This window comes from Agrobacterium sp. CFBP 3001 (assembly GCF_027871605.1).
Lineage (GTDB): Bacteria > Pseudomonadota > Alphaproteobacteria > Rhizobiales > Rhizobiaceae > Agrobacterium > Agrobacterium leguminum.
Genome location: NZ_JAQAHD010000033.1, coordinates 1 through 19,440 on the forward strand (window position 1 = coordinate 1; position 19,440 = coordinate 19,440).

The following is a 19,440-nucleotide window of genomic DNA, read 5'->3' on the forward strand; positions in this document are numbered from 1 at the left end:
CCAGAGTTGCAGGCAAGACCGGTATTGCCGCGTCGGAAAACTGTCGATCGATGTCGCGAGCGGTCCGCTCGCGAATAGCTGGCGGGACGCGTGTAAAGAACACCCTGTAAGGAATATCGCGGTTGGCGACCTTCCGCATCTGGTGAACCAGCTTTACGGACTTAGCGGCCTCCGATGCATCGAGCACAGAGCTTTGGAGCGGGATTAAAACGAGATCCGAGCGGGCAATCGCAAAACCAATTCGGTCGGTCGCCGTGCCTTCCAGGTCGACGATGACAAAATCAGCATTTGCCCGAGCCTCTTCAATGGTATCGATGATGGTCTCAGCGGAATCATCGATCATAAGCCGCACGGTGTCCGGCGTGCTCTTCAGGCGCGCCCAGGCTTCAAGCGGGCGGTTGGGGTCGGCGTCGATCAGGACCACCTTGCGTCCGGCCGCAGCGAACTCGCCGGCGAGCACGACGGCAGACGTTGTTTTGCCGACCCCGCCTTTGCTCGACACGAATGAAATGACTGGCATGACGCATCTCCAAATCTGCTAATTAGCTGAAAGCTAGCAGCTTTGTATTTATAAACAATTTACATGCAGCTTAATATCAGACAATAAAAAGCTAGAAGCTTACAAGCTGCTAAACTATTTTGCACCCAATTTTTCCTCCTCTCTTTTTCAAAAGCCATAGGACATTTGCCGCAGGTGTGAAGCTGCGTTGTTTGATGCTACAGGTGCCGAGCCGGCTCGCAATAAGCGCGGGCCGGAACCGTCGCAGGACCTCGCAAGAGGTCCGAACGGCGACGTCCGCTTATTCTTTTCTATTATTTATAGAATCAGACAAGGATTCAGTCTGTCTGACGGACTCACGTAGATTGATTGCCTTTCCAAGGCGAGCAAGCGCCTGGCCCAACGGATTATCGCCAACATCGAACAGGGTTCGGGCTTCAATATCGAGCGATACCCGATGCGCCTCGATGTCAGCGGCGCGTTCTGCTTCGGCCTGAACATGATCGTCTGGAAGCGGAGGGGCCACACCCCAACGTCCGAGGAGCTGCCGCGCACGATCTGGCAGGGACATGCGATAGGCATTGCTGGTTTGCTGGACTTGGGGGCCGCGCCCCTCGTTGCCTGTCGGCTGATAGCGCCGCAGCCAGTCGAGGAAGCCATGGGCACGCAGGTTCTTCAACGCCCTCACGATCGCGTCACGCGAGCGCCTGAGCTTCAGCATGAGCGTGTCGATCGACGGCTCCAGCCGACCGGTACGGAAATCAACGAGATTGGCAAACAGCTCCAGCAGCTCGATCGCCACGCCTCCCAAGGGTCCATTGCGAGCACCAGGTTGCCGGCCTGCCAATTCATAGCGTCGTGCCGCCAGCACGATCGTGCGCACGTCCTGTCGGTTGGTCCGTCGCCAGAAGACACCCTCGCATCGGCCGCGCGCACGGCTCTGCCGCCGAACGGGTGTGCGTTCCCGCTCGGCTGGTGCTCTTTCGAGCACCGCCCCAATCTGTTCAAACATGGTCTTTTCCGCCTCCTTTTTCAGGCGGGCACGACTGTGGACAGCGGACAAAGATTCATCGTTCCGACAAGAGACACCTCTTGCAGGTTCTTGAACACTCGACTATCTTGAGGACTAGATTGAGAGGCCTCAAAAGCCGATGTCGTAACTGACCGAAAACCCCTAGCCGTTACCAGCGGCGAGGGGTTTTTTCGTTATGCCCTCATTTCATTTTCGACAAATGCCTTTAAAGCTAATTCAAACACCTGAGCCCGCGATGCCAGCCCGCGTTCTGCCTTGATCTTATCAAGACAGTCCACCAAGTCTGCAGGAAGATCGGTGTTGACATAGATCCGCCCCGCATCACGCAAACGCTGGCGATGGGCCGCCACTTTTTCTCTGACTGGTTTCGCTGTGCTCATCGTTACAAGAAACTGCGATTCGGACTGATTCTGCAAGGTGCAAATCTGCAGTGGTGGCCTTTAGCAGTCGCTCACTCAAAAAGGGAAGGGTGGGGGAGAGTTTGAGAGGCGGGGCGCGGGCGCCTCTCAACTGGTTTGGGCCGAGTCGATCCCGGCTTGAACCAGCTCACGCGACCCATATTTTGCTTATAAACAGATTACAATCTGCTATCTTTTTTCTTGCAGAAACCCGACGCAAGCGCCGGGTTCCATTCTTTTTTGAGACAAATGGGCTACATTCCCGCTTATGACTACCCAGCAGCCATAGCCTGCTGGCCGTCCTGGTTCTGCTGTTCATCATCAACGTTCGAGCGCAGCGGGCCGGGGAGCCATGCCTTTCCGGCAAGGGCGTTTTCCGCCAGCGCCACGGCCTCGGCTTTCGGGGCCTTGGCCGCCGCCTTGATCGCGGCTTTCCCGCAATCGGCATCCTCCATGACTTCGGCAATCTGAGCTTTGGACAGCCGGGACAGGAACGGAGCCTGCGCCTCCCAATGGCTGTTCATGTCGAGTTTCAGGGCAGCGGCCAGTTGATCGGCATGGGCGAGGCGGTCGCGGTCGTGATCGTGCTTGGCCTCGACGGCATTGATATTGGCGGCGGTGACGACGGCCAGAAGTTCCAGAAGCTCATGCGGTGGCTGTTCCAGCAGCCATTCCCACAGGTCACCGGGATCGCCGGGGAGCTTGTAGCCCCATGTCTCGTGAATGCGGGTCCATTCGGTCAGCGCCGCGCACGCCTCCGGCTCCTTGATCGACGGGGCCAGATCCTTGAACTGGCCGGTGATCTCAATGGCTGCACCAACTCGCCAATAGCCGTTCCCGGTCAGGAAGGTTTTCAGGACCAAGGGGTAGAGCATGACGGCAAGGGCGAGGTTCGGGCGCGTCACCAGCTCGTTGCGCATGGCGGCGGTGCGGATCGCGGTCAACTCCTCAATGAGCGCCGCCGAATAGGTCACTGCCTGCTCTGCCTCGCCATCGTCATCACCATGACCAGCGGCAAGGCCATGGATGTTCCCGGCGCTGGCGGCTTCGCCGCTCTCTGTGACCTCCTCGGCCTGCTCTGCGGACTGCGGATTACGCAAGCAACGCAGCGCCGCCAGATCGTCAGGCCGGACAAGCCCCTGCTCGATCCGCAGGGTTCCACCATTGCCAATGGTTACGATGCATCCGGCCAGCGCCTTTTCCCCGGTATCGTAGACCTTGGCAGCGCTGCGGATTGCGTCCATGCGGCTTTCAATCTCCGCAAGCTCGGCCTCGTCGGCATCAATTGCCGGATCGCCTTCGGCATAGTCCTCGATGCGGCCCGCAATCTCATCGAAACGCTCGGCCAAGGTGGAAAGCTCGGACTGTTCGACCTTGGTCGGAACGTTGTCCTTGGGGAGGATACGGGCGAAACCGCCATTGTGGATGGCTGAAGCCTCGAGTCCTGCGTCCACCCATTTCCACCCCTTGATTTTGAGGGTATCGGCCTCCTGTTCAAGCTGTCTGTTCGCTAGCGTCACCAAAAGAGCGCGATCCGTCAGGAACGTGGTGTCGGCCTCGGCAAACAGATCGCGCATGATCGCACCGCCGGCGGCCTCGTAAGCCTCGATCCCGACGAACAAGGCGAGCTTGTCGGTGCTGCGGACATGATCGCGGGTCAGCATGACACGGAGTGAATAGGGGTCGCGGTTCCATGATTGCGTTTCGAACCATGCCCGATCCTGCGCGGCGTGGTCGTCACTGATCGCCAGCGCCTTGGCCTGATCGATGCGGATTTTATCCTCGCGCAGCTCGTCGAGGATGCGCGGGGAGAGATTGGCGAGCTTGAGCCTCTGGCGCACGGTGGCGACGGATTGGCCGAACCGGGCGGCAATGCTTTCCGGGGTCATGCCGTCCTCGACAAGCTGGCGATAGGCCAGAATCTCATCCACGATGTGCATGGCCTCGCGCTGCGTGTTCTCGGCAAGGGAAATCTCGGTGTCGCTGTCGTCACCGGAACGAATGTTGCAGGTGATGAGCGTGCTCTTGTCCAGTCGGCCTTCCTTGACCAGAAGGGTGAGGGCGGCAAGGCGGCGCGAACCGGCGACGACCTCGTATTTGTTGCCGCGCTTCGCCTTCCGGACAGTGAGGTTCTGGATCAGGCCATGCGCCTCGATGCTGTCAGCCAGTTCCCCAACATTGACGGCGGCATTGAAGCGCCGAACGTTGGCAGGGCTTGGAACAAGGCGGGAAAGCGGAATTTCCTTGGCGTCCGATGACAGATAGGTGATGCCGGGGGCGTTGTCCTCGATCTCGGCGGCGACGGCTTCAACGGCGGTTTCGGATACAGTGATAGCGTTCATGGGAGTGGTCCTCATGTTGATGTAATCGGAAAATGTCAGTGGGGGAGGGGAGCGGCCGTCAGGCGTAGCCGGTCCAGTTGATGGGGCGTCCATCCCAGAGGAAGGCAGTTCGCACATTGTCGATGCGCACGGATTTGGAGCGTCCGTTGACACGGCGACGCATGGGCTTGCCGGTGAAGGCGTCGAGGTGGGGAACGACCTTGCCGGTCATCCACGGCTCATCGCCCTTGTCGGCGGAAATCTGGCTGACGGCGCAAACCTCAACCATGTGAGCGCCGATGATCTTGGTCACCTGATAGAAGTCGATATTGGTCTGCTCGTAGCCCCATGAGGCGTAGAGAACGTGGCCGACTTCGAAACCATGGGGCTTCTTGCGCTCGTCGCGGCGTTCCTGTTTCCATTCGGCCCAGCGCCGCCGCCCTTCGAAATGCTCCCTGATCTTGCGTTCGCGAGCCTCGGCGCTGGCAAAGCTGTGGTGCCAATCGGGCTTTGCGGCCTTGCCGTGGAAGGCGATGGCGGCGGGTCTGCCCTTGGCGCTGGTGTATATGTAAACAAGGCCGTCACCCGCCTTGTCGGCGATCTTCACGGAGCCTTTCGGGATATAGAAATCGCGTGAGGGGGCGAAACGCATCATTCGGCGTCCTCCCATTCGTCGGCATAGACGGCGGCCGAGCCGATCCCGGCGACCTGACGGGCGCATGTGCCGCCGCAAATGCCGTTCTCATAGGCCGGGAAATACCGGTCATAGGCGGCATCAAAATCCGGCAGCTCACCGCTGAGCCGGGCCAGTTCGCCCGCAAAGCTGAAAAACCATTCCTCGAAAGTAGGTTCGCACATTCCCTTGTCCTTTCTTTCCTTGGACTGCGAAGCAGGACCTCGTCCTGCTTCCCGGGGCCGCGCGAGCGGTGGGATGGAGGGGGAAAATAGCCTTCGCGGGGAACCGGCTGCACGGAACGCAGCGCAAGCGCAGTGGAGGAAGCTGGGCGGAAGGCTATTTTGGGGGCGAGAAGGGCAAGGCCCTCGGTTCCCCCATCAGACAAACGAACTCGCGCAATCGCGCGTCATCTCCCGGCAAGCATGCCGGTAGCACGAAGGATCGTTACCGCTTGTCGGCGGAAACCCGGAACGGGGTTCCGTGGAGCTGCGGCACAGCCGCGGCGGAATAGAGCCTGGTCACGGAGAGACGGGCCCATGAGTTTTTCAGGGATGCCAAATTGAAGATCATTCTGCCCACTTGCTCTTTACGCAATTTTTCAATATATAAATCCTGTATTTTGCAATTCGATGTGGAGCGCACTGTGGAGCACTATATCAAAAGACGGTTCCCGCCGGCCTTGTTCAAGAATCTCTTCCTAGACCTGGAAGACCGGCTGAGCGCTTCCGCACTCAAGGCGTTCACGATGGTACGCGACCACGCTGGCCTCGACCCCAAGCCAAGCCGAGAGCTGGAGGGGCATGCCCGTTTTCGCATGATGGAGAAGGCGTTTCGGGAAACCTGTGAACTTCACGGTGGCAAACTGCTCGAAAATGGCATCATTCCGCTCACCGATTTGAAGATCTTCCAGCCTTTCATGCGGTTTGAGGTGAATGGGCAGGGGATCATCTTCGGTCTTGCAGCAATGCCGGAGCCGAAAGCGCTGCCCGTCAAAAACGTGTCGCGCAAGGCTGGCGTAACGCTCAACTACTACCTTTCCCCGCGCCTCGACCTTGATGGAACAGGGCCGAAGATCGGCGACATTTTTGTGTTGTTCCTTGTCGCTCGTGACCGTGAGCGGGGCGGAAAGATCAGCGAATTCGCCATCGGTGTTATCGACGCGGCCTATGAGCAATATCTTTTCTACGAGCCACTCGACAAATACCTTGAAGGTTATGCCGATGAGCCGGTAATCGCTCCGGCGCCGTCGTCTGGTACTGGGGCGAAAACACCGATCATCAGCTTGAAAAAGACGATCAAACCGTTTGTACCCCCAGAGAAGCCTGATAGCGACAACGACAACGACCGAGATACGAAGTGACCCGTGCTGATGAAGCCGGGGAAGGAAATGCATGCGTGTAGGAACTCCGGGGTTCGTCCCTGAAAGATTGATCGAGGCGAGAGCAGCACGGCGAATTTTAAGCAAGAAGGCATTGGCTACCCTGATCAGCGTCAACCCCAGCACCGTTACCCGCTGGGAGGACGGGACCAGCGCCCCTGATGCCGATGCCTTAGCCGAGTTGGCGGCTCACCTTCACGTTCGCAGAGAGTTTTTTCTTAGACCGGTCGCCAACAGCGACCGGCCTCTGTTTTACCGCACCTTGGCATCGACCTTGGTGAAAGATCTAAATTACCAGGAATCCCAGATGCACTGGCTGCAGGAAATCAGCAGCATCGTCGAGCATTATGTGGATTTCCCGGAGGTCGATATTCCGGACGTATTGCAGGGCGCATCCTATAAGCAGCTCCGCGACGAGGATATCGAGCAGATCGCCTCTGACCTGCGCACGCATTGGAGCGTCGGTGATGGCCCCTGCATCGACATGATGCCGCTGCTTGAGCGCGTCGGATGTATTGTCGGCTCCATTGAGATGGGGACTTCAAAGCTAGATGGCCTTTGCAGCTGGGCTCAAGGAGGCAATCGGCCGCATATTTTGCTATCGACGGACAAGATGTCGTTCCCGCGCCGGCAGATGGATGCCGCGCACGAACTCGGTCATGCAATCCTGCATCGCCACGTTACCGAGGAAGAGCTGAAGAAGGATCTCAAGGAGATCGAGCGCCAGGCGTTTCGGTTTGCAAGCGCATTCCTGATGCCCGCAACGACATATTCCTATGAGGTAAAGAGCGCGTCCCTTGCGTCTCTGCTGTCCCTGAAGGAGCGCTGGCGGGTTTCGGTAAAAGCGCAGATCCGGCGCCTGTCGGATTTGGATATCATACCCTCAGATCATGCCACATCACTTTACAAACTGTATTCGGCCAAGGGATGGAGCCGGGAAGAGCCTCTGGATAAGAACTGGCCGATTTCGGAGCCGACGGTTCTTGCCAACGCCCTGCAACTGATCGTGGATTCGGCCGTACGCAGCAAATCCGACCTGCTAAGCGTAGAATTCACCATGAAGGCCGGCGACATCGAAAACCTTACCGCGCTGCCCCCAGGATGGTTCTCAAGAAATGCAGAAGTCATTGGGCTGAAGCTTCGCGAAGCTGTGACAGATCGCACCAGCGGTGAAGCATCAACGATTTTGCCGTTCCCATCGCGGAAGGGATAGGTTTGCGTCGTGATATTCGCGGGAAAATTGACGCTCTCAACAAAGACTTGCATAGCTGAAATGTTGCCGAAAGGCGCCCCCAATGACGGCGTCGATCCTCTGAAAACAGGTTTTAAATCGATTTCAATCATGTCAAGCAACCCTCGATCGTCTGTACAGTGCGCTTCGTCTTGGCAGCAGCAAACGAGAAAGCATTAAAGCTCTGATGTCCCTTGTTTAAGGCTTTGCGCCTGATGGCAATATACCCCTCTGGAGACACCTAGCTACGATCTAGCAGGTTGCGTATCGCATCCAAAAGTGTCGTCTCACCCCGAATTGTAACGCCACGGCCCTCAAACGCGACGTGGCCGTTGTTAAAGCCGCGATACATTTCACAGAAGGCCTCAACCGCGTTCGGTGAGAACCCTGTCTCGCTGAAGATGGCGTCCCATTGATTAGTTGGCACTACAACGGCCTGGACTGGACGACCGACGAACTCGCTAAGGCCGGCGGCGGCGTCGTTGGGCGAATAATCCGTCGGTCCATGAAGTTCGATCAGCGGCGGCGCTTCAGTACTGGCCAGCAGCTGTTCACCTGCAACTCTCCCAATGTCCGCAACGGAAACCATTGGCAGGCGCCTCGAAACAGGCGAGAACATCGATGTAAGAATCCCCTCCGAGGCAACACGCTTAAGCGACCAACTCCAATTCTCCATAAAATTCGCGGCGCGCACGATTGTAGCCGGGACTTTGGATCGCGCTAGCCGACGCTCCAGATCGTGGGTCGTCTTGATATTGCCCGTGCCATCGGTGTGCTGAGCACCCACCGATGACAATGCAACCACATGTGATATGGCAGCATTCTCAGCTGCAGCGATTAGCGATGCGTGTACCCGCGCAGAGTACGCAAAGATGTCCAATTCGCCGTATGCGGGTGGGTTCATTAGATAGACGCCATTTGCACCACGGAACACCTCAGCGAGCGCATCTGTGTCAAGTAGATCGACGACAGCAACCTCGGCGCCAGCTTCGGTCCAACGCGCCACTTGCTCTGGCTTGCGCACGATTGCTTTAACTGGGGCGCCTTTTTTGAGTAAATGACGCACTGCTGCGGAACCGGTCTGTCCATTAGCCCCTGTGATCACGTACATCTACGGTCCCTTTCCAGTCCTGAGTTTGACGCTGACAGCAGTTCGTCCGCCCTCTGCCATCAAACTCGTCATCCAATTTTCAGGGTCGCAGATCATCTCACGATACGCAGCAGTTTCGCGGCCGCTAAGCCCAAGATTAGCGCTGATCAAAATTCCGCCGATGCGGAGCAACGAAGCCAGTAAGTCCAAATCCTGAAGTGAGGGAGCAAAACCATCGAAGAAAGCAATGTCATACCCAGAGGCGAGACGCGGCAGGACATCCTCAAAGGCTCCATGGTGCACGGTGACCCGATCGCCGAAGCCGGCAGCGACAATATTCTCGCGAGCCAACCGAACATGCTGCTCGTCGAAATCGATTGTATCGATGCGCGCCGCCGCGCTTCCTCTCGCGAGCCAGCACGCGGTGTATCCAAGTGCTGTTCCGCATTCAACGATCCGGTGCGCGGCAGCGGCTGCTGCCAGGACGCCCAGCGAGGCACCGTCTCCAAAAGGATACGCCTTGCAATGATGATGACTTCGGTGTCGCGCCGTCGCATCGAGAATATTCTGGTAGGGGTCCAATGGCTCGTCCACTAGTCTGGTTACAATTTCGGCGGCATCGCGCCAATCTGGAATAGGGCGCTAAGCCAATCTTCGACGTGCCAAGTCTGTAAGACCCGACCGTTGCAGATTTTGTGTATGTCAATCGCCATGATTTTGAGGGCTTTCCCCGTTGCGGGGACACCGGCGAAGACACCATGCTGCGTTGCGGTGATGGTCGACCGAACGACAACCTTGTCGCCATCGGCGATAAAGTCTTCATTCTTGACGTGGAAATCCGGGAAGGATGCGAGGAACCCGTCGAGCGCAGCTTTCATACCGTCGCGGCCTGGCCCTTGGCCCGACGCCAGCGGTATATCAACCCAATCATCTGCGAGAACCCTATCGAGCATCGGTTTCGAAGGAATGTTGAAGGCTTCATAAAAGCCCTTCACCAAGGTGATGTTCTCCAACGGCGTCCCCGGTTTCTGACAGAATTCGGCCGCGTGAGCAGGCGCAACGATGAAGGCAAAAACCGCCCACACAATAGAAATCCTGCGCATAATCAACCTCGCTCAGACTTGGCATTGGACTTGAACCATTTCGCGACTTCGGCCGCAGTTGGTTCGATTACCAGCGGATCGTCGTAGAATCGGGTGTGAAACACCCCTTCGAGGATGACGAGTTTTTTGTCTTTGGCCGGCACATTATCGAACACGTGCTGTACCGCTACGACAAAGCCGTCTGATCGTTCGCCGTGGACCATCAGCGTCGGCAACTGCAGTTTGACGGCATAGGCATCGACATCGAAGGTCCATACCTCGGCGTCGCTCATGGTGGTGTAGCGATTTTCCCAGCGACTGGGTTCGCCCCACTTCGACGTCGTCCAAGGATGATACCAATTATGAATCTCGGGCCACGGTAGACCCACGCTCTTGTCGTCTACACTCACCACCGGCGTGTAGTCGATCTCGCCATTTGCCTCGAATTTATCCTTCGCAGCCTGACCACGGGCGATGCGCTCGTCAAGTGTCGGCCCGCCGCCGCCAAAGAACCCTTCCAGATTCTCTCTGTAGAGATACTGGCCAGAAACGGTCGCTAGAGCTTTGATCCTGGCATCGTCCGACACTGCTGCGATCATCTCCGAGGATCCTTGGCAGATTCCGAGCGCGAAGATTCCATCCTTGAGAATTTCCGGGCGTGCTGCGAGAAAAGAGATCGCGGCCTTGATGTCCGCGATTTTTGCCGTGGGACTCTCATAACGGCGAGGTTCTCCACCGCTTTCGCCGCCGAAACGGGGATCAAAAATTAGCGTGGCAAAGCCGTCGCGGGCAAGTCTCGTCGCATATTCCATTGGCGATTGCTCTTTGACGAACCCGAATGGCCCAACGACAACGACGCCGGGCATTCGAGATTGCGTGGCTGTCGGCGTAAACAGGAGACCAATCAGCGGTACTCCGGCGCTTTCAAAACTGACGCGCTCGGTTTGGTAGACGCCCGCGCTGGACGCCATGGAAGCAATGCTTGTCATGCTCGAAGATCCTTCTGCTCTCGCTTTTACCGGAAAGAGGGCAAGGGGTCCCGAGGCCGCGACAGGCAAAGCCGCCATCGCCTGCAAGAGTCTCCGCCGCATGGCGTTATGGGTGCTATCATCTGCCATGCGGCCTCACTTTTCCGCTTGAAACACTCGACAAAAAAATGGAGAAGATTGAATTATTTGTCCAATGCATGATGCGGATATATACTATGTCATTAAGCGAATTACGTCGTCTTGACCTCAACTTGCTCATCGTTTTGCGGGCAGTTCTGCAGACGCGGAACGTCACTCTTGCCGCCCAAAAGCTCAACATGAGCCAGCCGGCAGTTAGCCGAGCCATCGGCCGGCTTCGTATCGTTTTCGAGGATCAATTATTCATAAAGGGCGCAGGAGGGGTACTTGCGACGCCGAGGGCGGAAGCCTTGGCGGACTCGATTACCAAATTACTGCATGATATCGACGACCTGCTCGGCGCGCAGGAGTTTTCTGCCAAAACGAGCGATCGCATCTTTCGCATCGCCACCACTGACTATGGCGCCATCGCACTCTTGCCGTCGCTAGCTGCTGTGTTTGCCGCAGAAGCGCCCAACGCCGGCATTGAAGTGCTGCCGTTCTCGCAAGAGGCATTCCGTCGGGCCTCCAACGGCGATGTGGATATCGTTCTCTATAGCGATGAACCGGTGCCCGACGATTTGCAGCGGGCGAGGCTTTTTGAGGAAACTTATATTTCGTTCGTGCGAGAAGGTCATTCGCTTAAAGATCGCCTCAACAACGGCCGATTGGATCTCGATGCTTTTCTTGACTACCCGCACATTCTCGTCAGCGTTTTTGGCGGCCGCACAGGCGAAATGGACGATCGGCTCGCTGCACTCGGACGAACCCGCCGGATAGCCATGTGGCTGCCTTATTTTGCAACCGCAGCGGTGATTGCTGCCAAAACCGATTTCGTCCTCACGTTTCCCGAAAGAGCAGCCCGTGAGCTGGCATCAGCCCACCGGTTAATCAGCTTCCGGCCACCGCTCGAAATCGAAGGCTTTGGCTATCAGATGCTCTGGCACGCAAGAACGCAAAGCGATGCGGGATCCCTTTGGCTTCGTCAGCAGCTTATTGCAATCTCACGCAGTTAAGTAGCAAGCGCCGTTCGCCCCGCATCTTGACACATGCGCTTGGAGGGGCTGAGTGAGATCCAACTTCCCATCATCCAAAACGAAGCCGTCTTCCGCAGCGATTTCCCATATCGGCCGACAAGGTTTTCAGAAAGCCTCCACATAGAGGGGCGGCGGCGGGCATTTTCTATCGCTGACCGAAATTTCTGAAGTTACCTCGGATTAGCTATATTCGTGCGCCTCGGACTTCAGCTCGCGCCGATAGTTGTCGAGAAGGCAGAGGTGGTTCGGTTTGTCTGAACAGTTTTGGGCGTTTTGCTAAGTGGATTTCCGCCTCGATTATGCCGCCACCGTCATTGGTGCCAGCGCGTTGAAGTAGGCCTGATCCGGCGTCTGCCGGTCAAGGGAGGAATGTGGACGTCGGCTATTGTAAAAAGTCAGATATCGGCCAATGCCGACGCGGGCCTCAGACACGGTCTTATAGGCGTGGAGGTAGACTTCCTCGTATTTAATGGAACGCCAGAGCCGTTCGACGAACACGTTGTCCCGCCACGCCCCCTTGCCATCCATCGAGATGGCGATTTCCGCCTTCTTCAGCACCGCCGTGAAGTCCATCGAGGTGAACTGCGATCCTTGGTCGGTATTGAATATGTCGGGTTTGCCATAGCGAGCCAGCGCCTCCTCGACCGCTTCGATGCAGAAGGATGCTTCCATCGTGATCGACAGCCGCCACGACAAGACCTTCCGGCTGAACCAGTCCACGACGGCGCAGAGATAGACAAATCCCCGCGCCATGGGAATGTAGCTGATGTCCATGGCCCAGACCTGGTTGGGTCGGGTGACCGCCAGCTTGCGCAGGAGGTAGGGATAGATTTTGTGACCAGGCGCTGGTTTGGAGGTGTTCGGGCGACGGTAGATCGCCTCGATGCCCATCTTCTTCATCAGCGTGGCGACGTGTAGCCGCCCGGTCTCCAACCCTTCTCCTCTCAAGAGCCCTTGCAACATCCGACTTCCGGCAAACGGGTAGTCGAGGTGCAGTTCGTCGATCCGCCGCATCAAGACCAGATCGCCGTCGGACACTGGACGAGGAGAATAGTAGACGCTGCCACGGCTGAAGCCGAGAAGCTTCGCCTGGCGCACGACGGATAGCTTGTGCTCGCGGTCGATCATTTCTTTCCGCCCAGCAATCCCGCTTTGCCGAGCGCACCGGATAAAAAATCATTCTCCAGTGTCAGTTCGCCGATCTTCGCGTGCAGCGTTTTGACATCGACGGTCGGACCCGTTGGCTCCGCCTTCGTTTCATCGCCGAACACACCCGTCGCCCCCTCAAGGAGCTGGTCTTTCCACTGTTTGATCTGGTTGGCATGCACATCGAACTGCTGGGACAATTCCACTAGCGTCTGCTCACCCCGGATGGCGGCGAGCGCCACCTTTGCCTTGAAAGACGGGCTGTGGTTCCGGCGCGGTCGTCTTGTCATGGTCTCTCCTGTTCCCGGCATCTAAGCCGAAGTCAGGCAGAAATTCCACTTATCCTCCCTGTGCAGATTTCCCGAGCCAGTTCTGGCGAAGCGTCGGTACATCATGATTGCTCTTAGTCACGCCCCAAACCAACCCAAAAATGAGCGTCTTAAATCAAAATCCGCTCTACTTCATCCAAGCTTACGTCATCACTGCGGCGATCATAAAGCTGCGTGGTTCGGGTGGATGAGTGATTGGCAATATTGGCTGCCTTTTCCAGCGTTCCACCATTTTTCAGATAAGCGGTAATACCCGTCGCCCGAAAGGTGTGATTGCACACGGCCGTGCTGATACCTGCCGCGACCGCACGACGCTGGATCATTGCATACGCATTGGCTTGGGGTAGGGGATTACCGGAAAACTTATCAGTGCCGCGCCTAATTGTCTGAAACAAGGGCGCTCGGGGTGTCCCCTGCAGGCCGGCCGCCTCGATAAAGTCGTCCAGGAAGGCTTCAAGCGAGTGATGACAGGGAAGCTCGACCTGCTTGCCACCTTTCTCGTGCAATCGAACCCATAACCGGCGGTTCTGGCTGAATACGTCGCGCACCTCCATGCTCGTCGCGGCACCAATGCGGGCGAAGGTGTAGGTCATGAGCCCTATCAGTGCGCGATCACGCTTGCCGATTAGTGTTTCAGTGGAAATGCTGTCTAGGAGCTCGCGGGCTTCCTCGGCCGATAGGGCAGGGGTCTTGCCGCGTTTACGGGAGTGCTTCGGGCCGCGTACAGAATGGGCGGGATTGGACGCCATAGCCTGTCCCGTGACGAGCCAGTCGAACAGGTGCCGCACCGCCGCCAACCTTTGTTTGACGGTCGGCGCCGAATGCATGAGCGTCATTTCCTCGACCCAGCTGGCAACATGAATAGGAGTGATCGTGTCGAGAGAGCGAGCGCCTCGCGCATCGCACCAGCTTAGAAATTCCGAAGCAGCTTTGAGGTACGATCGGCGGGTATTCTGATTACGAATCCGGGCGGTGAAGAACTCAAGGAACCGCATGCGTACCCGCTCTGCGCTTTTCGCAATTGCGGCCGGCAATATCTCCGCGTCGGATGTAATGACGAAGCTCATTGCGCCCGGCCCCAAGTCCAGCACTCCTCGCGGCAGGCATGATGAAATGCCAGTTCGTCCGCAAAGGAGCGACCGATCCGCCGCGAACCTTCGGCAAAACCGGAAAGGGCATTTTTCTCCAGCTCGCCATCCTGCAAGCCGCTTTGGTTGACGCAGATCGCAGTCAGCAATGGTAATTGTCGCGCATGGCAGATTTCCAAAAGCCGATCCAGATGACCATGTTTTCCGTTCATTTGATGCCGCGCCTTGCTCCACTCGACGCCGCTTGCTTTTGCCAGGTCGCCATAGGTGATGCAGATCCCTGAAATTGCCGCCTGCTTAAGAGCGGAGAGCGATTTCTCAAGATCAAGCCCCTGCCGTTTTCCGGAGCGGCGGCCGCGCTCCTCAAGGAGTTCATAGTAAAGCCCAGCATCGGTCTGGCCGCGCTTTTCAAAGTTCGCGATCCACTGATCGATCTCAGCATCTTTCTTATTGGAAAAATCCGTCATCATCGCACCGCTTTTCAAAGGCCGCGCATAATGATCTCGATCGCGGTAATAGGAACTGCGTCGTCGATGGCGTGAAGGATCGTTCCGTTTTGGGAGCCGTCTCGTATTTCGATCTGCTCCGAAGCATGGTCATAGCGGAAGGCGTAGTCTTTGCCGTTCACCTTGATCCAGAGCATATTAGCTGGCGAACCGGCGTATTGGCGTATCCGGATCGAATCCGCATCAGCCCGCCAGATGATACCACCGAGCACGGTTAGCGCCGATCCCTTGACGTTGCCGGCATGATGCTCGGCTCTGTCCATGACACCTTTTGCATATTCGTTGAGCTGCTGCACGTCTTTCGCTGTGATCGCCATTCCGACCTCTCTCCCATATATATGATAAAGAACATTATCATATATATGGTGGGCTGCAATGGTCTGACACAATGAGAGCTATGACTGTCCGAAAAGGGTGGTCTAGCCCGCAGGTTCTTGTCGAGTGTCGATTATCAATATATGGCTACCTACGGTGGAAGTCGCGCGGATTCTTAAGCCAATGCACCCAGGGTCTCTCGTCCGAAAAGATTGCCTTGATAAGCATAACTTGAGCGTAACCGAAGCTGCGCGAGTCTTGGGCGTGGATCGGCAGACGCTCAGCAATTTGCTTAACGGGCGTTCGGGCATCTCGCCAGAGATGGCTCTCCGTTTAGAGAAAGCTTTCGGGCGACCAGCCCGTGAATGGTTGGTGCGGCAACTCGATCATGAGTTGGCAGAGGTCATGCGTCGGACAGGTGAAATCAGGGTTGAGCCTTTCCGTGCTTCAACCGCGGAAGGTGGAGTATAGGTCGTGTTAGGACTAACTTTAAGAGAGGAATTTCGGGGGAAGCGCCTTAAAGGCACAGCCATCGAACTGTCAAATGATCAGAAAACGGGGGCAACCCAGATCGCTGCTGAGCAGTTTCTCGAAATCACTTATCCCACACATGACCTACTCAAAGGGATTGAAGCGGTAGGGCCCAACCAAGGTCGCCCTGTAGTCGTTATTGGGGATCGCGGCCTCGGCAAATCGCACTTGATGGCAGCGCTCTATCATGCGGTAACTGATCCTACATCAACAGGGGCATGGCTCAGACAGTGGGCCATGAGGCTGGCTGATCCGAACATCGGCAGCATCGCGCTACGTGACGGGATGCACGTCATAGGAGAAAGCCTGCACCGTCAACGCTACAAGTTTTTATGGGACGTTTTGTTCGACAACCATCCCCATGGCTCTTTTATCAAGGGCAAATGGGAGGGTCAGGGAACATCAAAGACCGAAATTCCATCCGATAAGCTCATTATGGAGCTACTGGAGCGCAATCCTACGATGCTGCTTCTGGACGAATTTCAGACATGGTACGATGGTCTGACGAATACCAAGCAATATCCTTGGAAGCATTGGGCGTTCAACTTTATCCAGATCCTTTCCGAGATTGCTAAAGAACGCCCTGACCTCTTGGTTCTGGTAATTTCGGTGCGGAATGGCGGCAGTGACGCATATCAACAGGTACATCGTGTAAACCCTGTAGCTATCGATTTCAAAGCAGGCGGTAGCGCAGAACGCATCCAGCAGGATCGTCGCCGGATGCTGCTGCACCGCTTGTTCGACAATCGTCTTCAGATCGCCAATGGCACCATTGAAGCGCTCGTCGCGCAGCACGTTTCCGAGTCTTTCCGTCTTCTTGACGTACCACCGGCCGAGCAGGACCGCAAACGTCAGGAATTCACTGAATCGTGGCCCTACGCACCGCACCTGCTGCGCTTGCTCGAAGAGCAGGTGCTTATCGCTACCGACGCGCAGGAAACGCGCGATCTGATCCGCATCTTGGCGAACCTATTCAAGAGTCGTGGCGAAAATACCCCACTGCTCACCGCCGCCGATTTCCGGCTGGATGATGATTCTTCAGGCATCGGCGCTTTGCTAGAAGCTGTCGCCAACCAACATCACCGAACGCTTCGCGAGAAGGCACAGCAAAACATTATCTCTGTGACGGAAGCGAGGCATGATCACGCCAGAGTCACACCGCATCTTCAAGAGATCGTCGGCGCGTTATGGCTACGCTCAATTGCCGTAGGCAACCTTGCCGGAGCGGAGCCGGCCACGCTGCAACTGGACATCACTCGCAACAGGCCGGTGGATGACAATGCCTTCCACGTCGAGCTGGCGACCATCGTTGAGAACAGTTTCAACATCCACCAGGAAGGCACCAAACTGCTGTTCCGAGAGGAAGAAAACCCCCGCGCCAAACTGATCGCGTATGCGCGAAACGACAAACTGTTCGCTGATGGGGCCGATCAAGCGCAGCTCGCAAAGCAGATCCGTTATGTCATTGCCGGCAGCGACGAGGTTGCCAAGACTTTTCGCGTGATCGCTCTGCCGAGGACCTGGGCCAATGATCCGTGGCCTCTGCTCGACGATGCCGATCATCCCGACAAATGGGATGATCGACTTCCTATTCTTGTGCTGCCCGAGGAACCGGACAAACTCGATGCCACATTGGGCCGTTGGCTCAAGGACCAATTGCAGAAGCGCCGTAACACCGTCCGTTTCCTGTTGCCACGTGCAGGCAGCACAAATGCTTTTCTGGACCGCGACCTGCTTATTCTTGCCCGGGCCGAAATGAAGGCGCAGGAGTGGAGTAGCCAAAACCTTGAGTATAAGAAGCTGCATAAGGAATTTGAGAGCACCCTTCGCGACAATCTCAAGAAGCGGTTTGATCGCTTCGCAATCCTGTCGCGCTGGAATTTTTCCGACCCGGCACAATGCAAATTCAGTGTCGAGCGCCTCGACAAACAAGGGTCGCAAATTCCCGAGGCAATCGAAGAGTCGTTGACCAGCGATCTCTTTGTACCCGAGGATTTCGAGGAGTTGGTAGTCGAGTTCGCCAACAATAACGAGGCGGTCGGTAAGCTGCTGCGCGAGCTTCAAGAGCCGCGTCCCGCTGGCCAAGACTGTATTCCGTGGCTAGGCGAAACTGCGATGAAAGAGCGCCTATTGCGCTTGTGTGCCAGAGGCAAGATCGCTCTCAACGTGCGCGGGATGGAGTATCTGCAAACCCATCTGGGCGAGGATGAGGATACGGCATGGCGACGCCTACGCCCCAAGCTCTCACTTACGGGGCGCCATCTCGACGATGTGTTCGTGATGTTGCCCTCCGCCGTTTCCGTAACGGGCGGAGCTACTCAGTCACCGCCACCCACGACAGTAGAAGGTGGGCTTTTCGGTGGCGACGGTACTGCTGTGCCGACACCTCCCACATCACCGATTCCGGGAGACGATGGAACCAGTTCTATTCCTAATCCTGCGCCGGGCGGTATCTTTGGAGGCGGCGGCACCACCGCTCCATCGCGCATCCCGCTCACCAATCCAGCCACCTCGCCCTTAAACCTGATCGGCAGGATTGAAAGTTGGGGCATCGGACCAGCCACCCGCGTTGCCGATGTGTCAATCAAGGTGTCGGCCGCCACCGGCGCGCAGCTCAAGGAATTGCTCAGGAAGCTGCCGGACGGCATGACCTTTGAGCTGAACCTTGAAAAGGAAGGCGATTAATGGCCCTGCCTGTCAGCACACTGCACACTCTTGAGCAAGGCACGGAAACCGATGCTTGGCGGGTCATTGTTAACCACGTGGTCCAGGTGGCATCAAAGCCCCTGGCCGTAGCCAATGCGGCGAGCGAGGTCGTCAGGCGCGACCGCGAAATCGGTGAGTTGGATCTGTTCCTGTCATCCAGTGCTTGGGATTTGTGGCGAGCCTTCGGCGGAAGCGTCGAACGGACTTCGGATCGATTGGGGCGCTGGTGGGCGGAACCTTTCAGCGCCAAGGCGCTGCTTATTCTTGATGGACTTTCGCTGCGTGAACTACCGTGGCTATTACAAGGGGCCAACGAGCGCGGCTTTACTCTTCATGAGGTTAGCGCCAACGGTTCCGAACTGCCGAGCGAAACCGACCAATTCGCACGTGCCCTCGGTTTCGGCAGCCGCAGCAAGCTCCAAAATAATGGCGGCGGTCTGGCTCATCGGCTGCAACCGGCGCAGACGGAAACCGTCGATCTGCCTTGGAAGGACTGCGAGGCCTTGATCGGCAACGCACCCAATCAAATTTTCTGGCACCATTGGCCCGATGCCAAGCTGCACGATGGCTCGGGCGCCGGACAAGGGCTGGAACCATTAACGCGAAATGTTGCCGAGCAGCTAACTAGCGATGATTTCTGGGCGTTTGTAGAACGCCTTGCCACCGGACGGCGGCTGGTTATCACCTCCGACCACGGCTATGCCGCTACGGGATACTTCCCAGATGCGGACGGCGAGGTCGGTCAGTTTCTCAAACAGACCTTTTCTAGTGGGCGCAGCCAGGTTGGTGCAGGTGATACCGGCCCCTTCGTGCCGCCCGTAGCGCTGCAGATCAACAGCCCGCACGGTGCGCACCTATTGGCGTTGGGCCGCAGAAAATGGCGCAGCCCCGGCGGCTACCCGACGCTTACGCATGGGGGGCTATCGCTGTTGGAGGTGTTGTCACCCTTTGTCGAGCTGACCAAGTAA

20 protein-coding genes are annotated in these 19,440 nt (G+C 57.0%); 6 read left to right on the forward strand and 14 right to left on the reverse strand.

Translation table 11 applies throughout. The features are described 5' to 3' along the window. The 6 genes from PH605_RS23800 to PH605_RS23825 all read right to left on the reverse strand — a co-directional run. On the reverse strand, nt 1–520 hold a 520-nt coding region (locus tag PH605_RS23800; protein WP_271040163.1), incomplete at its 3' end, for a ParA family protein. 280 nt (nt 521–800) lie between these two features. Further along, the gene (locus PH605_RS23805) at nt 801–1,511 is read right to left on the reverse strand and encodes a helix-turn-helix domain-containing protein (RefSeq protein ID WP_142846522.1); all 711 of its coding nucleotides are present in this window, start codon (nt 1,509–1,511) and stop codon (nt 801–803) included. 194 nt (nt 1,512–1,705) lie between these two features. Beyond that, the gene (locus tag PH605_RS23810) at nt 1,706–1,948 is read right to left on the reverse strand and encodes a hypothetical protein (protein ID WP_136543779.1); all 243 of its coding nucleotides are present in this window, start codon (nt 1,946–1,948) and stop codon (nt 1,706–1,708) included. Nucleotides 1,949–2,202: 254 nt separating this feature from the next. Continuing rightward, on the reverse strand, nt 2,203–4,272 hold the full coding sequence (locus PH605_RS23815) for a ParB/RepB/Spo0J family partition protein (protein WP_142846521.1): 2,070 nt from the start codon (nt 4,270–4,272) through the stop codon (nt 2,203–2,205). A gap of 58 nt (nt 4,273–4,330) precedes the next feature. Continuing rightward, a complete protein-coding gene (locus PH605_RS23820) occupies nt 4,331–4,906 on the reverse strand; it encodes a hypothetical protein (RefSeq protein ID WP_137136510.1) in 576 nt (191 codons plus the stop codon). Next, complete coding sequence (locus PH605_RS23825; RefSeq protein WP_097143348.1) at nt 4,903–5,109, reverse strand: hypothetical protein; 207 nt, start codon at nt 5,107–5,109, stop codon at nt 4,903–4,905. Before PH605_RS23825 ends, PH605_RS23820 begins: the two co-directional genes overlap by 4 nt. Nucleotides 5,110–5,486: 377 nt before the next feature. On the opposite strand from PH605_RS23825, the gene PH605_RS23830 reads away from it, so the two are divergent. Both PH605_RS23830 and PH605_RS23835 read left to right on the forward strand, forming a co-directional pair. Beyond that, the gene (locus PH605_RS23830) at nt 5,487–6,287 is read left to right on the forward strand and encodes a hypothetical protein (protein ID WP_142846520.1); all 801 of its coding nucleotides are present in this window, start codon (nt 5,487–5,489) and stop codon (nt 6,285–6,287) included. Between the two features lie 31 nt (nt 6,288–6,318). Next, complete coding sequence (locus tag PH605_RS23835; RefSeq protein ID WP_142846519.1) at nt 6,319–7,518, forward strand: XRE family transcriptional regulator; 1,200 nt, start codon at nt 6,319–6,321, stop codon at nt 7,516–7,518. Nucleotides 7,519–7,777: 259 nt separating this feature from the next. Here PH605_RS23835 and PH605_RS23840 read toward each other — a convergent pair whose 3' ends face one another. Genes PH605_RS23840 through PH605_RS23855 form a run of 4 tightly spaced genes read right to left on the reverse strand, consistent with a single transcriptional unit; the run spans nt 7,778 to nt 10,697 of the window. Next, nucleotides 7,778–8,647: an NmrA family NAD(P)-binding protein gene (locus PH605_RS23840; protein WP_047637021.1), complete on the reverse strand. Its 870-nt coding sequence runs from the start codon at nt 8,645–8,647 to the stop codon at nt 7,778–7,780. Next, the gene (locus tag PH605_RS23845; protein ID WP_158008787.1) at nt 8,648–9,208 is read right to left on the reverse strand and encodes an O-methyltransferase; all 561 of its coding nucleotides are present in this window, start codon (nt 9,206–9,208) and stop codon (nt 8,648–8,650) included. It lies immediately after the preceding gene. A gap of 20 nt (nt 9,209–9,228) precedes the next feature. Next, on the reverse strand, nt 9,229–9,729 hold the full coding sequence (locus PH605_RS23850; RefSeq protein WP_142846518.1) for an ester cyclase: 501 nt from the start codon (nt 9,727–9,729) through the stop codon (nt 9,229–9,231). A 2-nt stretch (nt 9,730–9,731) separates the two neighbouring features. Further along, complete coding sequence (locus PH605_RS23855; RefSeq protein WP_161988016.1) at nt 9,732–10,697, reverse strand: alpha/beta hydrolase; 966 nt, start codon at nt 10,695–10,697, stop codon at nt 9,732–9,734. 167 nt (nt 10,698–10,864) lie between these two features. On the opposite strand from PH605_RS23855, the gene PH605_RS23860 reads away from it, so the two are divergent. Next, on the forward strand, nt 10,865–11,830 hold the full coding sequence (locus tag PH605_RS23860; RefSeq protein ID WP_109858656.1) for a LysR family transcriptional regulator: 966 nt from the start codon (nt 10,865–10,867) through the stop codon (nt 11,828–11,830). Nucleotides 11,831–12,148: 318 nt separating this feature from the next. Here the strand turns inward: PH605_RS23860 and PH605_RS23865 are convergent. From PH605_RS23865 to PH605_RS23880, 4 genes are all read right to left on the reverse strand, one after another. Further along, nucleotides 12,149–13,287, reverse strand: a protein-coding gene (locus PH605_RS23865; RefSeq protein ID WP_162856882.1) for an IS3 family transposase whose coding sequence is annotated in 2 segments (ribosomal slippage) — nt 12,149–13,029 and nt 13,029–13,287 — 1,140 coding nt in all. Because the reading frame shifts where the segments join, the coding sequence is not laid out codon by codon here. A gap of 149 nt (nt 13,288–13,436) precedes the next feature. Beyond that, complete coding sequence (locus PH605_RS23870) at nt 13,437–14,393, reverse strand: tyrosine-type recombinase/integrase (protein WP_109858657.1); 957 nt, start codon at nt 14,391–14,393, stop codon at nt 13,437–13,439. Next, nucleotides 14,390–14,884 (reverse strand): hypothetical protein, encoded by a 495-nt coding sequence (locus PH605_RS23875; protein WP_237680971.1) that lies wholly within the window; start codon nt 14,882–14,884, stop codon nt 14,390–14,392. The genes PH605_RS23870 and PH605_RS23875 overlap by 4 nt, the downstream gene beginning before the upstream one ends. An 11-nt stretch (nt 14,885–14,895) precedes the next feature. Further along, entirely contained in the window at nt 14,896–15,237 is a 342-nt protein-coding gene (locus PH605_RS23880) for a hypothetical protein (protein ID WP_109858658.1), read from the reverse strand. A 181-nt stretch (nt 15,238–15,418) separates the two neighbouring features. Between PH605_RS23880 and PH605_RS23885 the strand changes: the two genes are divergently transcribed. From PH605_RS23885 to PH605_RS23895, 3 genes are read left to right on the forward strand one after another with little or no spacing between them, the layout of a single operon-like run. Next, nucleotides 15,419–15,706, forward strand: a complete 288-nt coding sequence (locus PH605_RS23885; RefSeq protein WP_142846527.1) for a HigA family addiction module antitoxin — start codon at nt 15,419–15,421, stop codon at nt 15,704–15,706. A gap of 3 nt (nt 15,707–15,709) precedes the next feature. Beyond that, a complete protein-coding gene (locus tag PH605_RS23890; protein WP_142846515.1) occupies nt 15,710–18,451 on the forward strand; it encodes a DUF499 domain-containing protein in 2,742 nt (913 codons plus the stop codon). Continuing rightward, nucleotides 18,451–19,440: a hypothetical protein gene (locus PH605_RS23895; protein WP_142846514.1), complete on the forward strand. Its 990-nt coding sequence runs from the start codon at nt 18,451–18,453 to the stop codon at nt 19,438–19,440. The genes PH605_RS23890 and PH605_RS23895 overlap by 1 nt, the downstream gene beginning before the upstream one ends.

Bases quoted from the DNA above. Each gene is read 5' to 3' on its own strand.
- PH605_RS23805 (WP_142846522.1), bottom strand. From the start codon at position 1,511: ATGTTTGAACAGATTGGGGCGGTGCTCGAAAGAGCACCAGCCGAGCGG.
- PH605_RS23815 (WP_142846521.1), bottom strand. From the start codon at position 4,272: ATGAACGCTATCACTGTATCCGAAACCGCCGTTGAAGCCGTCGCCGCC.
- PH605_RS23820 (WP_137136510.1), bottom strand. From the start codon at position 4,906: ATGATGCGTTTCGCCCCCTCACGCGATTTCTATATCCCGAAAGGCTCC.
- PH605_RS23825 (WP_097143348.1), bottom strand. From the start codon at position 5,109: ATGTGCGAACCTACTTTCGAGGAATGGTTTTTCAGCTTTGCGGGCGAA.
- PH605_RS23835 (WP_142846519.1), top strand. From the start codon at position 6,319: ATGCGTGTAGGAACTCCGGGGTTCGTCCCTGAAAGATTGATCGAGGCG.
- PH605_RS23840 (WP_047637021.1), bottom strand. From the start codon at position 8,647: ATGTACGTGATCACAGGGGCTAATGGACAGACCGGTTCCGCAGCAGTG.
- PH605_RS23850 (WP_142846518.1), bottom strand. From the start codon at position 9,729: ATGCGCAGGATTTCTATTGTGTGGGCGGTTTTTGCCTTCATCGTTGCG.
- PH605_RS23855 (WP_161988016.1), bottom strand. From the start codon at position 10,697: ATGACAAGCATTGCTTCCATGGCGTCCAGCGCGGGCGTCTACCAAACC.
- PH605_RS23860 (WP_109858656.1), top strand. From the start codon at position 10,865: ATGGAGAAGATTGAATTATTTGTCCAATGCATGATGCGGATATATACT.
- PH605_RS23870 (WP_109858657.1), bottom strand. From the start codon at position 14,393: ATGAGCTTCGTCATTACATCCGACGCGGAGATATTGCCGGCCGCAATT.
- PH605_RS23875 (WP_237680971.1), bottom strand. From the start codon at position 14,884: ATGATGACGGATTTTTCCAATAAGAAAGATGCTGAGATCGATCAGTGG.
- PH605_RS23880 (WP_109858658.1), bottom strand. From the start codon at position 15,237: ATGGCGATCACAGCGAAAGACGTGCAGCAGCTCAACGAATATGCAAAA.
- PH605_RS23885 (WP_142846527.1), top strand. From the start codon at position 15,419: ATGCACCCAGGGTCTCTCGTCCGAAAAGATTGCCTTGATAAGCATAAC.
- PH605_RS23895 (WP_142846514.1), top strand. From the start codon at position 18,451: ATGGCCCTGCCTGTCAGCACACTGCACACTCTTGAGCAAGGCACGGAA.